General features: G+C 66.0%; 15 protein-coding genes. 12 read left to right on the top strand and 3 right to left on the bottom strand.

Features of this window, described 5'->3' with window-relative positions; translation table 11 throughout:
• The first annotated feature begins 10 nt into the window (after positions 1-10).
• Entirely contained in the window at positions 11-1,027 is a 1,017-nt protein-coding gene (locus AC1DOX_RS20395) for a zinc-binding alcohol dehydrogenase family protein (protein ID WP_441620168.1), read from the top strand.
• A gap of 82 nt (positions 1,028-1,109) precedes the next feature.
• On the opposite strand, the gene AC1DOX_RS20390 is transcribed toward AC1DOX_RS20395, so the two are convergent.
• From AC1DOX_RS20390 to AC1DOX_RS20380, 3 genes are all read right to left on the bottom strand, one after another.
• Entirely contained in the window at positions 1,110-1,403 is a 294-nt protein-coding gene (locus AC1DOX_RS20390) for a GYD domain-containing protein (protein ID WP_441620229.1), read from the bottom strand.
• 381 nt (positions 1,404-1,784) lie between these two features.
• Positions 1,785-2,810 carry an alpha/beta fold hydrolase gene (locus AC1DOX_RS20385; RefSeq protein ID WP_441620227.1) on the bottom strand — a complete coding sequence of 342 codons (1,026 nt, stop codon included), beginning with the start codon at positions 2,808-2,810 and terminating at the stop codon, positions 1,785-1,787.
• A 205-nt stretch (positions 2,811-3,015) separates the two neighbouring features.
• A complete protein-coding gene (locus AC1DOX_RS20380; protein WP_441620166.1) occupies positions 3,016-3,636 on the bottom strand; it encodes a TetR family transcriptional regulator C-terminal domain-containing protein in 621 nt (206 codons plus the stop codon).
• A gap of 283 nt (positions 3,637-3,919) precedes the next feature.
• Here AC1DOX_RS20380 and AC1DOX_RS20375 point away from each other — a divergent pair, with 283 nt between their 5' ends.
• The 11 genes from AC1DOX_RS20375 to AC1DOX_RS20325 all read left to right on the top strand — a co-directional run bounded on the left by AC1DOX_RS20375 (position 3,920) and on the right by AC1DOX_RS20325 (position 14,197).
• Positions 3,920-4,303: a helix-turn-helix domain-containing protein gene (locus AC1DOX_RS20375; RefSeq protein ID WP_441620164.1), complete on the top strand. Its 384-nt coding sequence runs from the start codon at positions 3,920-3,922 to the stop codon at positions 4,301-4,303.
• A 617-nt stretch (positions 4,304-4,920) separates the two neighbouring features.
• Complete coding sequence (hmgA, locus tag AC1DOX_RS20370; protein WP_441620162.1) at positions 4,921-6,246, top strand: homogentisate 1,2-dioxygenase; 1,326 nt, start codon at positions 4,921-4,923, stop codon at positions 6,244-6,246.
• A 17-nt stretch (positions 6,247-6,263) separates the two neighbouring features.
• Positions 6,264-7,523, top strand: a complete 1,260-nt coding sequence (gene fahA, locus AC1DOX_RS20365) for a fumarylacetoacetase (protein ID WP_441620160.1) — start codon at positions 6,264-6,266, stop codon at positions 7,521-7,523.
• A 515-nt stretch (positions 7,524-8,038) separates the two neighbouring features.
• Positions 8,039-8,779, top strand: coding sequence for a beta-ketoacyl synthase chain length factor (locus AC1DOX_RS20360; protein ID WP_441620158.1), 741 nt, complete (start codon positions 8,039-8,041; stop codon positions 8,777-8,779).
• Entirely contained in the window at positions 8,772-9,548 is a 777-nt protein-coding gene (locus AC1DOX_RS20355) for a lysophospholipid acyltransferase family protein (RefSeq protein WP_441620156.1), read from the top strand. The genes AC1DOX_RS20360 and AC1DOX_RS20355 overlap by 8 nt, the downstream gene beginning before the upstream one ends.
• Positions 9,535-9,804 (top strand): phosphopantetheine-binding protein, encoded by a 270-nt coding sequence (locus AC1DOX_RS20350; RefSeq protein WP_092139786.1) that lies wholly within the window; start codon positions 9,535-9,537, stop codon positions 9,802-9,804. Before AC1DOX_RS20355 ends, AC1DOX_RS20350 begins: the two co-directional genes overlap by 14 nt.
• A gap of 73 nt (positions 9,805-9,877) precedes the next feature.
• Positions 9,878-10,135, top strand: coding sequence for an acyl carrier protein (locus AC1DOX_RS20345; protein ID WP_092139784.1), 258 nt, complete (start codon positions 9,878-9,880; stop codon positions 10,133-10,135).
• A 7-nt stretch (positions 10,136-10,142) separates the two neighbouring features.
• Positions 10,143-10,703 (top strand): COG4648 family protein, encoded by a 561-nt coding sequence (locus tag AC1DOX_RS20340; RefSeq protein WP_441620153.1) that lies wholly within the window; start codon positions 10,143-10,145, stop codon positions 10,701-10,703.
• Positions 10,696-12,459, top strand: coding sequence for an ApeI family dehydratase (locus tag AC1DOX_RS20335; RefSeq protein ID WP_441620151.1), 1,764 nt, complete (start codon positions 10,696-10,698; stop codon positions 12,457-12,459). The genes AC1DOX_RS20340 and AC1DOX_RS20335 overlap by 8 nt, the downstream gene beginning before the upstream one ends.
• Positions 12,456-13,208 (top strand): glycosyltransferase family 2 protein, encoded by a 753-nt coding sequence (locus AC1DOX_RS20330; protein ID WP_441620149.1) that lies wholly within the window; start codon positions 12,456-12,458, stop codon positions 13,206-13,208. Before AC1DOX_RS20335 ends, AC1DOX_RS20330 begins: the two co-directional genes overlap by 4 nt.
• Entirely contained in the window at positions 13,205-14,197 is a 993-nt protein-coding gene (locus tag AC1DOX_RS20325; RefSeq protein WP_441620147.1) for an LpxL/LpxP family acyltransferase, read from the top strand. The genes AC1DOX_RS20330 and AC1DOX_RS20325 overlap by 4 nt, the downstream gene beginning before the upstream one ends.
• The last annotated feature ends 11 nt before the right edge of the window (positions 14,198-14,208 follow it).

Below are 14,208 nucleotides of genomic sequence, written 5' to 3'. Positions count from 1 at the left end.
GATGCCTGCCATGAAAGCTATCGGCCTGACCCGTTACCTGCCCATCAACGACCCCCTGTCGCTCGTCGACGTGGAGATCGCCCAGCCCGTTGCCAGCGGGCGCGACCTGCTGGTCAAGGTGGAGGCAATTGCCGTGAATCCCGTGGACACCAAGGTCCGCGCGCCGAAGGACAAGGTCGAGGACGCGCCGCGCGTGCTGGGATGGGATGCCGCCGGAACGGTGGTGGCCGTGGGTCCAGACGTCACGCTGTTCAAGGTGGGCGATCCCGTGTTCTACGCCGGCAGCATCACGCGCCAGGGGACCAACAGCGAGTTCCACCTCGTCGATGAACGTATCGTGGGCCACAAGCCGGCCTCGCTGGACTTCCCGCAGGCGGCGGCATTGCCGCTGACCGCGATCACCGCGTGGGAGGCGCTGTTCGATCGCCTGGGCGTCTCGCCCAAAGGCGAGGATGCCGGCCGATCGGTGCTGATCATCGGCGGTGCGGGCGGCGTGGGGTCGATCGGCATCCAGCTGGCCAAGGTGCTGGCCGGCCTGACCGTGATCGCCACGGCGTCGCGGCCGGAGTCGGAAGCCTGGTGCCGCCGCCTGGGGGCGGACCACACGATCGACCACCGTGGCGACATTCCGGCGCAACTGCGTGCGCTCGGGTTTGAAAACGTCGACTACATCCTTTGCTTCAACGACACGGATCGCCATTTCAACGCCATGGCCGACGCCATCGCCCCGCAAGGCAAGATCTGCTCGATCGTCGAGAATGCCCGTGAATTGCCGGTGGGCCTGCTCAAGAGCAAGAGCGCCACGTTCGTGTGGGAATTCATGTTCACGCGCGCGATGTTCGGCACGCCGGACATGATTGCGCAACACCGGTTGCTCAACGAGGTGGCGAGACTGATCGACGCTGGCCGGGTGCAGACCACCGTGGGCGAGAATCTGGGCACGATCAACGCGGCCAACCTGCGTCGCGCGCACGCCCTGCTCGAAGGCGGTCAGACCATCGGCAAGCTTGTGCTGTCAGGATTCTGACGCCCTGCCGTCAGCCGAGGCAGGCGGGCAGGGAAGGGCCCGCCACCGTCCCGGAGCAGTAACGGCGGGCCCACCGCTGCCTTCACTTCATCTTGGCGAGGATGTCGTTCATATCGTCCATCGAGAAGGCCCGCAGGGTTTGGGTGCGGACATTGCCGGCCTGGCCGATTGACAGCCCGAATGCGGTCATGGTCGCGTCATCGGGAGCCTCCAGCGTCAGCACGATGTCGTAGGCGCCTAGCGTCCAGTAGATATCTTTCATTTGCACGCCGAACTGCTCTCCCATTTCGCGGACGTAGGCCGCGCGCTTGGTCGTGTCCTTGACGGCACGGATGCCTTGGTCGGTAAAGCTGGCAAGCACGATGTATCGGGTCATGGTGATCTCCGGCGGGTTCATGACACGCCGCCGACTGCGCGCTGGCATGGTGGCGACGGGTTCCGGGCCGGAGTCATCGCGATGCAAGCCGGGTGCGTGCCGGCCAGGAACCATTGCGCGTTGATGCATATCGCGCGCCAAGGGCGGCAAATGGTCGGTCGCAGGCGGATTGATCGCGCCACCGGCCAAAGCGGTGGCGCAAATCGACGCAGTGGTTGCAACCTTGAAGTGCCTGAAGCGGCGGGTTTGCGGGCATTCCTGTTGATGCAAAATACGCAATTAACCGCCAAGCGTTGACGAATACAATAAAAAGGGGCCGGGCTGCTTGCGCAGCGCCGGCCCTCAGTTTTCCTGCTAGCAGGAAAAGGGGAGGAAGGGGAATCAGACGGGAAGTGCCGTGCCCGCAGCGACCCTTTGCGACGCCGGCGTCGGTGTCGTGGACGTCAGGTCTGTCACGAAGCGCGCCACCTGCTCGATCACCGCGTCGTCGTGCAGTATCCGCCGGTGTCCAAGGCCTGTCGTCGTCACGAGCCGGGCCTGTGGCCAGGCACCAGCAATGGCGGCGCCGTCTTCCCATCGCACTTCCTTGTCGTGCCGATCGTGGACGACCAATACCGGTGGCACGGGCCGGGTCCGGCCGATATCGGGCACGTTAAAGGTCGACCAGGACGTGCCCAGCCACTGTTCGCTACGGCGCTGCATACGCGCCAGCACGTGCGGGGCGATGCCCAGTTGCCAGGCCAGCGTCGAGCAGGCGCTGTACATGTCCGCTGGGGAGCCGATCATCACCGCGCCCTTCAGCGGCAAGCCTTCGCGAATCGCCTGCGCCGCGGCGGCCCCACCCAGCGAGTGCGCGATGACAGCATGTACCGGCCCCACGTGCCAGGCGACGGCGAGCAGAGAGCGAGTCATCTCCAGAATGGAAGTCTGGTCCTGCCCGCGAGCGCCCGCATCCGATGCACCGTGCGAGAGGGCGTCGAACGCCACCACGCGCATCCCGGCGGCAAGTAATGCGTGGACGACTGCGTGCCACTGGCCGGCATTGCCGCCCCATCCGTGGGCGAGCAGGACTACTGGACCCTGGCTGCCCCAGCGGTACACGCGCACGCGCCGGCTGGCTCCCTGGCCGGTCACAAGCGCCCACTCGCTGCGCGCGGAATCCAGCAGGCGCAGGCCGGGGCCACTAGTCTTGCTGCGCGGGGGACTGAACCAGAGACGCTCCAGCGCTCGCGCAGTGGCGGCGGGATGGAGCCATCCACCGGTCTGCCAACGCAATCTTCGCCAGGCCAGAGCGATAGTTTGAAAACGTTTGACCGGGGAAACGGCGGGCGACGGACGATCGATCCCTGTTTCATCCGATGGCGCGACGGCGCCTGGTGGGGATGCAGAAGACAGCACTTGCGACACGGCGAACACCTCCAACTGATCTCTTGTCTACGCGATCGGCGGCACAGTTGCTCTGACTGTGTCATTTTTTGTAATCTACGACCGACCAGTCGTGCTATTTTTCGGGCAATAAAAGACGACAAAAATGTCGTTGGATACACCGCGCGCATGCCCCGTGCGCATCGGCTGGGAAACCTGGCGGACGACGCTGGCGCCGTCCCGAATCTCAGTTTGCGGACGCTGGTTCAGCGGCTTGTGCCGCCCGCACGTCGCTCAGCAACCTGGCAAATGCGCGTCGCGCCATCGCTTCAGCGTCACTGCGGCCCATCAGCTTGAACGACGACTGGAATGACATGCCGATGCCGGCCATCTCGAACGCGAACTGGCGCGGATCGGTGTCCGCGCGGAGATCGCCCTCATCGACTGCGTCATTGATCACTCGGCCGATCGTGCTGTGCCAGTCCTTGAACGACTGCACCACCTTGTCGCGAATAATGCCGGGCTTGTCACGGTACTCCTGGGACAGCGCCATGAAGAGGCACCGACCTTCCGTCACCGTCCCGCCCAGCCACACCATATAGCCGTCGAACAGACCTTGCAGACGCGGAATGCCACGTGGCTGCCGCATCGCTGGCTGCACGACGATCTCGCTGAAGCGCTCCGCCGCGCGGTCCAGCACGGCCTCCTGCAGCGCCTCTTTCGACTTGAAGTGCGCATACAGTCCGCTCTTGGACATGTTCGTGTCCGCCGCCAGATCGGCAAGCGAAAGCTGCTCGAAGCCGACCCGGGTGGCCGACAGGAGCGCTTGTTCGATGATGGCGGTGCGAGTGAGTTGGCCTTTCTGCATGGAATGCAGATTAGCACGACCGGTCGGTTTGTCAACTTGCCTTACTCCACACATCGACAATACTGATGTGACGTCAACGCAAAGCGGACGGTCCCGTTATGTGATGGCGGGAGGAGGAAGTTGTGCTTTATCCGTCTTTTGGACGAGGGTCCGAACGGCGAGATCAAGCCATCATAAGAAATCTGCAAAAGTGTTCCACACATGACCTTACGGAACGCTTTACGTGCTCTATACTCGAATGCACGTCCGCGCACTTTTTTTTCACTGGTGACTGGAGACCGACATGAACAGTACAGCCGTGCCAAGAGGCGCTAGCGAACCGTTCCGGCAACTGCGGGCGTTGCGTCGAGCGCGCAAGCTCAAGCAGGAGGACGTCGCCCGTAAGGCCGGGATTTCCCGCGAAGCCTATCTGCGGGCAGAGTCGGGTCAGGCTGATCCGCGTATGTCAACCTTCCTTGCGGCCTGTGAGGCGCTTGGTCTGGAAGTCGTACTGGCTCCGCAGCATCTTGCCGCAGACGTAAACGCATTCATCGCCAGCCGCAATGGCGGCGTCACAGCAGCCTCGATGGCCGGCCAGCCGGCCGCCGCGGCCCCGGCTGCCTCGGCGCCCGCGTCAGGCGGATTCGGCCCCGGACCCAACGCCGGGGAGGGCCACAAGCCCATGTGATGTCTGCCGTATCCGTTGCAATCAGGCGGGACACCGTCCCGCAGGGCTGCCGGATACCCATTGTCGGATAAGCCTGACGCGACGCAACCCGTCGTGTCGGTTTGTCCGGCGTCTCGCCGCCTGCGTGCGGTTCGGCACTGCCGGTCCTGGCAGTGTGTGCAATGCCGTGCTGCGGAATCGCATATCGATCGGCTTGCCTCTCCCGCGTTTCCTCGCATCCCCTCGCTTCGCCCCCCGCGTTCCTTGCCGTTCCCGCGGTTTCACCGTTCCGCCCCCGTTTTTCCTTACCTGATTTCCTCCAGCGTCTGACGTGCGCAGCTCGGGTCACGCCATGTTCGCCTACTGTATTTGTGGTTTGACATGCGTCAGAACCGTGATTACGATATGGTAAATCGATTTCGCTATTCGTAATTTCATGCGCTGACCCGGCATGGCGTGAACGTGGCGACATGAGAAGAGCGGAGACAACATCCGCAGGATTGCCCGGCGAACTGCCGGCATTTGTTCCAGGTGCGCGAAGGCATCCGCGCCAGGAAAGCAGCGTCAAAACATAGCGCCAGGAAAGTAGCGCCAAGGCAAGGTGGCCAGCGTGCCGCCGGATGCGAGAGGAAGACTTCATGACCCAGACCCAACTGAACGTGGCGGACACCACCGCCGGCTACCTGTCCGGCTTTGCGAACGAGTTCGCCACGGAGGCCTTGCCGGGGGCGCTGCCCGTCGGGCAAAACTCGCCCCAGCGCGCCCCATACGGCCTGTATGCCGAACAACTGTCCGGCACTGCATTCACTGCGCCGCGCGCCCACAATCGCCGCTCGTGGCTATATCGCATCCGTCCGGCGGCGATGCACAAACCATTCACCCGCATCGACCAGGACCGCTGGCTCAGCCGTTTCGACGAGGTGCCCCCGTCGCCCAACCAGATGCGTTGGAGCCCGCCCACCATGCCTGCGGCGCCGACGGACTTTGTTGACGGTATCGTCACCATGGCCGGCAATGGTGGCCCGGAAGCGCTTAGCGGCTGCGGCCTCCACCTGTACCTGGTCAATCGGTCGATGCAGGATCGCTTTTTCTATAACGCCGACGGCGAGATGCTGATCGTGCCGCAGCAGGGGCGTCTGCTGATCGAGACGGAGATGGGCCGGCTGGTCGTTGAGCCGCAAGAAATCGTGGTGATCCCGCGTGGCGTGCGTTTCCGCGTCGAGTTGCCCGACGGCGAAGCGCGCGGCTATATCTGCGAAAACTACGGCGCGCTCTTCAAGCTGCCGGACCTGGGTGTGATCGGCTCCAATGGCCTCGCCAACCCGCGCGACTTCCTCACGCCGGTAGCCCGCTACGAAGACCGCGAAGGCAAGTTCGAGCTGGTGGCGAAGTTCCAGGGCAACCTGTGGCGTGCCGATATCGACCATTCGCCGCTGGACGTGGTGGCGTGGCACGGCAACTACGCGCCATACAAATATGACCTGCGACGCTTCAACACCATCGGTTCGATCAGCTTCGACCATCCGGATCCGTCGATCTTCCTGGTGCTCCAGGCGCCTTCGGACACGCCCGGCGTGGACACCATCGACTTCGTGATCTTCGGCCCGCGCTGGCTGCCCGCTCAGAACACGTTCCGCCCGCCCTGGTTCCACCGCAACGTGGCCAGCGAATTCATGGGCCTGATTGCCGGTGTCTACGATGCCAAGGCCGAGGGCTTCGCGCCGGGCGGCGCCAGCCTGCATAACTGCATGAGCGGCCACGGTCCCGATGCGGAGACCTTCGAGCGCGCCACGGCGGCGGACACCAGCGCGCCGCACCACATCACCGACACCATGGCGTTCATGTTCGAAACCCCGGGCGTCATCCGGCCAACGCCGTACGCGGCGGAGTCGGCCCAGCTGCAGCATGACTACTACACCTGCTGGCAAGGCCTGAAGAAGCATTTCAACCCGAACGTGCGCTGATTTCCGGAGTTCTAACGATGACTGCCCCCAAGACCAGCTGGGTCGAATCGGCCAACGACGGCCTGACCCATTTCCCATTGCAGAACCTGCCGTATGGCATTTTTTCGGCGAACGGCCAGTCACCGCGCGTGGGCGTGGCGATTGGCGCGTATGTGCTCGACCTGGCCGCGCTGGATGACGCCGGCCTGCTGCCCGTCGCCGCGAAGGGCGCCTTTGCAGAGGGCAGCCTCAATCGATTTATCGCGCTGGGCAAGCCTGTGTGGACGGAGACCCGCGTGCGCCTGACCGCGCTGCTGTCCGATGTCGACGCGACGCTTTCCGGTAACGCGGCACTGCGCGACAAGGCACTGGTGCCGATGGCCGCCGCCACGCTCCACCTGCCGGTCGAGATTCCGGGCTACACGGATTTCTATTCGTCGCGCGAGCATGCGACCAACGTTGGCCGCATGTTCCGCGATCCCGAGAATGCGCTGCTGCCGAACTGGCTGGAAATCCCGATTGGCTACAATGGCCGCGCCAGTTCCGTGGTGGTAAGCGGCACGGCACTGCGCCGGCCCAATGGCCAGATCAAGCTGCCCAACGAAGCGCGCCCCATCTTTGGCCCGTGCCGCAAGCTGGACTACGAGCTGGAGATGGGCTTTATCGTCGGCAAGCCGTCCGAGCTGGGTGAACCCGTGAGCACGGCGGATGCGCCGGCGCACATGTTCGGCATGGTGATCCTGAACGACTGGAGCGCGCGCGACATCCAGCAATGGGAATACGTGCCGCTGGGTCCGTTCAACAGCAAGACGTTCGGCACGTCAATCTCGCCGTGGGTGGTGACGATGGACGCGCTGGAGCCGTTCCGCCGCGACAACCCGGCCCAATCACCGGAGCCGTTGCCCTACCTCCAGCAAAAGACCCGGAACGCCTACGACATCGCACTGGAAGTGGCGCTGCAGCCAGCCGGTGCGCCGGCGGCGACCATCTGCCGAACCAACTTCAAGGCGATGTACTGGACCATGGCGCAACAGCTGGCTCACCATACGGTGTCCGGCTGCAATGTGCGGGTTGGGGACCTGATGGGCTCCGGCACCATCAGCGGCACCACGCCTGACTCCTATGGCAGCTTGCTGGAGGCCACGCGCAACGGTGCCGAGCCCCTGACGCTGGCCGATGGCAGCCGCCGCGGATTCCTGGAAGACGGCGATAGCGTCATCATGACCGGCTGGTGCCAGGGCGACGGATTCCGGGTGGGCTTTGGTGAAGTTTCGGGCAAGATCCTGCCGGCGCCCTGAGCGCCTGCTATCGGTCCGGATCGGACCCATTTGACAGGGCGGGGCTGCCATACAAGGGCTGTCCCGCCCTCGTTACATTTGCGCACTTCGCTTACTTTCCTGCATAGCCTGAGCGCGCCGCTTTATGCGAGAATTCGCCCCTGACAAAAAAAGTGGGGCGAAGTTCGCCGCGCTGGTGGCATACCCGACTTTGGGCGGGGGCCACCGGCCCAGCTCCGGCCCCGCCAATACCCCCCGACACGGCGGCTCAGTAATGTCTGGTGCCGGTCTACGGGCCGCATCCTTCGGCACTGATTCGATGTGGTCGATCCAGATCTCGGCCATCGGGTGGTTAAATAATTAAATTCGGCGAAATCCTCGGATTTTGATATTAATTTCAGGGAAATACGGAGTTATCCCCGGGTCGCGCCTTGGCGCGTGGTCTGGTGCGCGTGTATCGCGTCCAGACATCGTGTCGCCAAACGCATCGGGCGGGGCGCCGGGCTCACTTTCCACCCACCGCGCACGGCATGGCAATGGAATTCGGAATTCGCGCATGGGCGGCCTGTGCGCCGGCATTGCAGTCTCCTGAAGCATGGCAGGCATGGAGCCAGGCTCCCTGGCTGCCCGACGGCTCGGACTTGCCCACGCTCGCCGCGATGGCGCCGATGTTGCGTCGGCGCGTCAATGCCATCGGCCGCGCCGCGCTGCATCCCGCCTACGACATCACCCCCGAGCACACGCCGGCCACGCCCGCCGTGTTTGCTTCCCGCCACGGCGATACCCGCCGCGCCTTCGAAATGCTGAGCGAACTGGCTGCCGCGCAGCCGCTGTCGCCAACCGCGTTCGGTTTGTCCGTACACAACGCCATTGGCGCGATGTTTACGATCGACCGTGGCGATGCCTCCAACCTCCAGGCCCTGGCGGCCGGGCGGGACACCGTGGAGACCGCCGTGGTAGAGGCCTGCGGCCTGCTGGCCGACGGCGCCGAAGACGTCCTGCTGGTCTGTTACGACGCCCCGTTGCCCGAAGCCTATGCCGAGTTCGCCGACGAACCCGGCTGCCTGTTTGGCTGGGCCTGGCGCATTGGCCGGCCGCGCGCCGGCGAACCACTGTGGCGTCTGGAGGTGGAAGCCGCCCGCACCAGCGCGGACCCTGACACCGCCCATCCCATCCTGCCGCACGGGCTCGACGTCCTGCGCTTCATGCTGGCCGGCGAGCCCGAACTACGCCACCGTGGCGAGCGCGCGACCTGGAGGTGGCAACGCCATGGTTGAACGGATCGACCGCGCCTGGCGCGTGTGCGCCACCGGCTTCTGCTTTTCCAGCTTCGGCGTGGGCGGGCTGTTCCTGCGCGTGCTCGTGTTTCCGGTGTTGTCGCTGCTGCCGTGGTCCGTCGAGGCGCGTCAGCGCGCTAGCCGTGGCGTCGTGCACCACGCATTCCGCCTGTTCCTGTGGCTGATGCATACGGTGGGCGTGATCCGATTCGAAATTCGCCATGCCGATCGCCTACAGCGCGACGGACTGCTGATCGTGGCCAACCATCCGTCGCTGATCGACGTCGTCTTCCTGATGGCGCTGACGCGTCGCGCCGACTGCGTGGTCAAGTCCGGCCTTGTGCGCAATCCGTTCACGCGCGGCCCGGTGCTGGCTACCGGCTGGGTGCGCAATGACAGCGGCGCCGCCATGGTGGACGACTGCATCGCATCGCTGCGGGCCGGCAACAACCTCATCATTTTTCCGGAAGGCACCCGTACACGACCGGGCCAGCCGCTGCAATTGCAGCGCGGCGCGGCCAACGTGGCCGTGCGCGGTGGCTTTGCGCTGACGCCGGTCGTCATCCGCTGTGAACCGCCCACGCTGACCAAGGGCGAGAAGTGGTACCACGTGCCGGTGCGCCGGCCACGGTTCGTCATCGACGTTCGCCCCGACGTGAACGTGGCGGACTGGGTGCCCCCTGGCACGGACGACGCCATGGCCGTGCGCCAGCTGACCCAGTCACTATCAGAGTTTTTCTCCAGGGAGATCCGCCGTGAAGGCGCTTGAGCAAGAAATCAAGGAACTGATCATCTCGTCGCTGTCCCTCGAGGATGTGGCGGCGGACGATATCGACACCACGGCGCCGCTGTTCATCGAAGGCCTGGGCCTCGACTCGATCGACGCGCTGGAACTGGGCCTCGCGCTGCAGAAGCGCTACGGCATCACGATGAACGGCGACAAGGAAGAGATTCGCGCGCGCTTTGCCAGCGTTTCTGCCCTGGCGGCGTTCGTGGCGTCGCAGCGCGGCCAGGCCCCGGCCTGACGCGAACCGACCGAACCGACTGAATCGATCGAACCGGCCGGACAGGACTGGCCGGCAACATGGAGCCCTTACCATGACGCAAGACGAAATCTTCGCGCGCGTGGCGGCGGTTCTCGAAGAAACCTTCGAGATAGCGCCCGATCGCATCACGCCCGAGGCCCGGCTGTATGACGACCTCGACATCGACAGCATCGACGCCGTCGACCTGCTGGTCAAACTCAAGCCGATGCTGAACAAGCCGCTCAAGCCGGAGCAGTTCAAGTCCGTGCGCACCGTGCAGGACGTGGTGCAGGCGCTGGCGCAGCTGATCGACTCGCCGGCCACCGCCTGACCCGCGCATGGCCTGGCGCAAATGGGGGCTGGGACTGCTGACGCTGTCCTACCCGGTGGTGGTGTATCTGGGCTTGCAGCACTTTTCGCCGCGCGTGATGGCGCTGGCGCTGGTCGCGCTCGCGCTGCTGCGGGCCGGTACCAGCCGGCAGGCGGGCTGGCGCGCGATGGCGCTGCTGGCCGGTGGCCTGGCCGTGATCGTGCTGGCATCCGATCACGCGTTGCCGCTCAAGCTCTATCCCGTACTGGTCAACGTGGCGATGCTCGGCGTCTTTGGCTGGAGCCTGCGCCACCCGCCCACGCTGGTCGAGCGCCTGGCGCGCCTGCGCGAGCCCGACCTGCCGCCTAGCGGCGTGGCCTATACACGCCGCGTCACGCAGGCGTGGTGCATCTTTTTCGTCTGCAACGGCACCGTGGCCGCCATCACCGCAGTGGGGGCCAGCGACCGCATCTGGGCGCTGTACAACGGCGCCATCGCCTATGGGCTGATCGGCGCGATGTTCGCTGGCGAATGGCTGGTGCGGCAACGCGTGATGGCACGCAACGCGGAGGAGGGGCGCCATGGTTGAGCGTGTCAACGCCAACTGGTCTGGCGTCGGCGGCGTCATGGCGTCGCTGGCTGCCCGCGCCGCCCAAGGCGATACGCGCGACGTGGCGCGCGGAGGCGGTCCATCGCTCGATGCGCGCGATTTTGTCGCCCGCGCCGCGGCCTGGCGCCGCATGTTTGCCGCCGCACCGGGACACCGCTGGGCGCTCTACATCGAGCGTACCGCCGAATTCGCGGCTGCGCTGCTCGGGGCCTGGCACGCCGGCAAGCATGTCGTGCTGCCCGGCGATACACGTCAGGAAACCCTCGCGGCATTGCGCGGTCATGCCGACGGGCTGGCCGGGGAATTGCCCGATGGCCTGCAGCCATCCGCGCCGGATGGGGACGCCGGATCGTTCGACTGGCCCCCGCTGGCCACCCACGATACGTGGATCACGCTGTTCACCTCCGGTTCCACCGGCGTGCCCGGCGCGATCGACAAGCGCCTGGCGCAGCTCGACGCCGAAGTCCACACGCTCCAGCAGGCGTTCGGCGGCGACCTGCCTGCCGACGTACGCGTGCTGGGCACGGTCTCGCACCAGCATATCTATGGCCTCTTGTTCACGGTGCTCTGGCCGCTGGCGGCGGGGCGCCCGATGCCGGTCACGCGGCTGGCGTTCCACGAGGAAGTCGTCCGCGCCTGCATCGACGACACGCATCCCGCCATCTTGATCAGCAGCCCGGCGCACCTGAAGCGGATGCCGGAGGCGCTGGACTGGCCGGCCACGCGCCCGGTGCTGCGTGCGGTGTTCTCGTCCGGCGGCCCGTTGCCGCCCGAGGCCGCGGCCGAGGCGCTGCGCCTCACGGGCCGGTCGCCGATCGAAGTCTTCGGCAGTTCCGAGACCGGTGGCATCGCATGGCGCCAGCGCGCGGTGCAGGCCGACCGCTGGACGGCGCTGCCCGGCATTGCATGGCGGCTCCAGGACGGGTTCCTCGCCGTGCGCTCGGCGCACCTCGCCGACGATGACTGGTATGTCTGCGCCGACCGCGCGCTCCCTGCCGGCGACGACAGCTTCGTGCTGGCCGGACGCGCCGACCGCATCGTCAAGATCGAGGAGAAGCGTGTTTCGCTGACGCAGATCGAGCAACGGTTCGCGTTGTCGGCGTTCGTGCGCGAAGCCCGCGTGACCATGATCGAGCTTGACGTGGGAACGCGCGTGGCGGCCGCGATCGTGCCGACGGAGGCGGGGCAAGCGATGCTCGATGGCGAAGGCCGCGCCGCGCTGACCACGGCGCTGCGCAGACACCTTGCCGATGCCATCGATCCCGTGGCGCTGCCGCGCCGCTGGGCGTTCCTCGCGGCATTGCCCTGCAATGCGCAGGGCAAGACCACGGAAGCGATGCTGCGCGACGTGTTCCGCCGGACCCTGCCGGCGGTTCGCTGGATCGATGCGGAGGGCAATGGCGATGATGCTGGCGGCGGTTCGGTGACGGCATCGCTCGATATCACCGAAGACCTTGCCATTTTCGACGGCCATTTTCCCGGCACGCCGATCGTGCCTGGCGTGGCGCAGGTGGACTGGGTCATGACCATCGCGCCTCAGCGGCTGCCCGTGCCCCCGCGCGACCGCTTTGCGCGGCTCGATACCCTGAAGTTCCAGGCGGTGATCCAGCCCGGCAGCACCGTGCAAATGGCGCTGACATGGCAGCCCGAATCGCGGGTGCTGGGCTTCCGGCTGACGTCGGCTGCGGGCCCGCATGCCAGCGGAAAGATCGTCTTCCATCCCGAGGCATCATGACCCCCGCATTCCGTCCCGTCGTACTGGTTCCGGTCTATGACCACGAAGGCGCCATCGGTGCCATGGTCGACGCGATCCTCGTGCACCCGCTGCCATGCCTGCTGGTCGACGATGGCAGCAGCCCGGCCTGCGAGGCCGTGCTGCGCGAGATTGCCGCCGCGCATCCGGACCGCATCCGGCTGGTGCGCCTGACGCAGAACCAGGGCAAGGGCGGCGCGATCATGGCGGGCTTCGCGGAGGCCGCCCGGCTCGGCTACACGCACGCGCTGCAGATCGATGCGGATGGCCAGCACGATGCCGATTGCATTCCCCAATTCCTGGCGCTCGCCGAGGCCGATCCCGGCGCCATGATCTGCGGCCATCCCGTCTACGATGCCTCGGTGCCGCGCCACCGGCTGTACGCGCGCTACCTGACGCACGTCTGGGTCTGGATCAATACGTTGTCCTTTGCCGTGCGCGACTCGATGTGCGGGCTGCGCGTCTATCCCTTGCCGGCCGTGACCGCGCTGATGCGCGACGTCCGACTGGGCCGCCGGATGGAGTTCGATACCGAGGTGCTGGTGCACCTGGTCTGGCGCGGCGTGCGCGTCGTCAACGTGCCCACGCGCGTCACGTATCCGTCTGATGGCGTCTCGCACTTCAAGGCGTTTCACGACAACGTGCTGATCTCGCGCATGCATACGCGGTTGTTCTTCGGCATGGTCTGGCGCCTGCCGCGCCTGCTGTGGCGCAAGGTGAGGCCGGCATGAGCGCGACCAATTCCCGTACGGCCGACGTGGCGCGTCGTGCGCCGTCCCGGCACTGGAGCACCATCGGTGAAGCCACCTGCGTGTGGGGCGTGTGGTGCCTGTACGGCCTCTATCGCGTGTTCGGCCGTCCGCTGTTCCGCGCGGTGCTGTATCCCGTGGTCACGTACTACTGGCTGACGCATCCGCTGGCGCGGCGGGCCTCGCTAGACTACCTCACGCGTGTGCAGGCCACGGCCGGCGCGGTCGGGACCCAGCCCGGGTGGCGCCATACGTTGCGCCACCTGTTTTCGTTTGCGGACACGCTGCTGGACAAGCTGCTGGCCATCGGCGGCCAGTACCGCTTCGGCAATGTCACGCGCGAAGGCCCAGAAGTGCTGGTTAACCAGATCGCCAGCGGGCAGGGCGGCATCATCATGACGGCCCACATGGGCTGCCTGGAACTGTGCCGCGTGCTGGCCAACCAGCGGCAGGGGCTGCGCCTGACGGTGCTGGTCCATACCGCGCATGCCGAGCGTTTCAACCGCATCCTCTCCCGGCTGGATCCGCAGTCCGGCCTGCAGCTCTACCAGGTAGACGACATTTCGCCGGCCACGGCACTGGAACTGGCCGCCAAGGTGCAGGCGGGCGAATTCGTGGCGATCGCCGGCGATCGCGCTCCGGCCCACGGTGGCCGCGCGGTGCGGGTGCCGTTCCTGGGGACGCCCGCCCGGTTCCCGGTGGGGCCGTACGTGCTGGCATCGCTGATGCGCTGCCCGCTGTTCGCGATGGGCTGCGTGCGGCATGGCGATGGCCACCTGCTGCGTTTCACGGAACTTGCGCGCGCGGTGACACTCCCACGTGCCAACCGTGACGCCGCGCTGACCGCGCTCGCCACGTCCTATGCCGCCTGGCTGGAGGCGCTGCTGGTCACGTCGCCCTATGACTGGTTTAACTTCTACGACTTCTGGGCGGATGAGCCGGTCCGCGCCGGTCGCCAGGATGCGCGATAGGCCAGCGGCCT

This window comes from Cupriavidus sp. 01L415, from assembly GCF_056400065.1.
The sequence above is the reverse complement of the archived record's forward strand: the minus strand, read 5'-3'. Positions and strand labels throughout refer to the sequence as shown.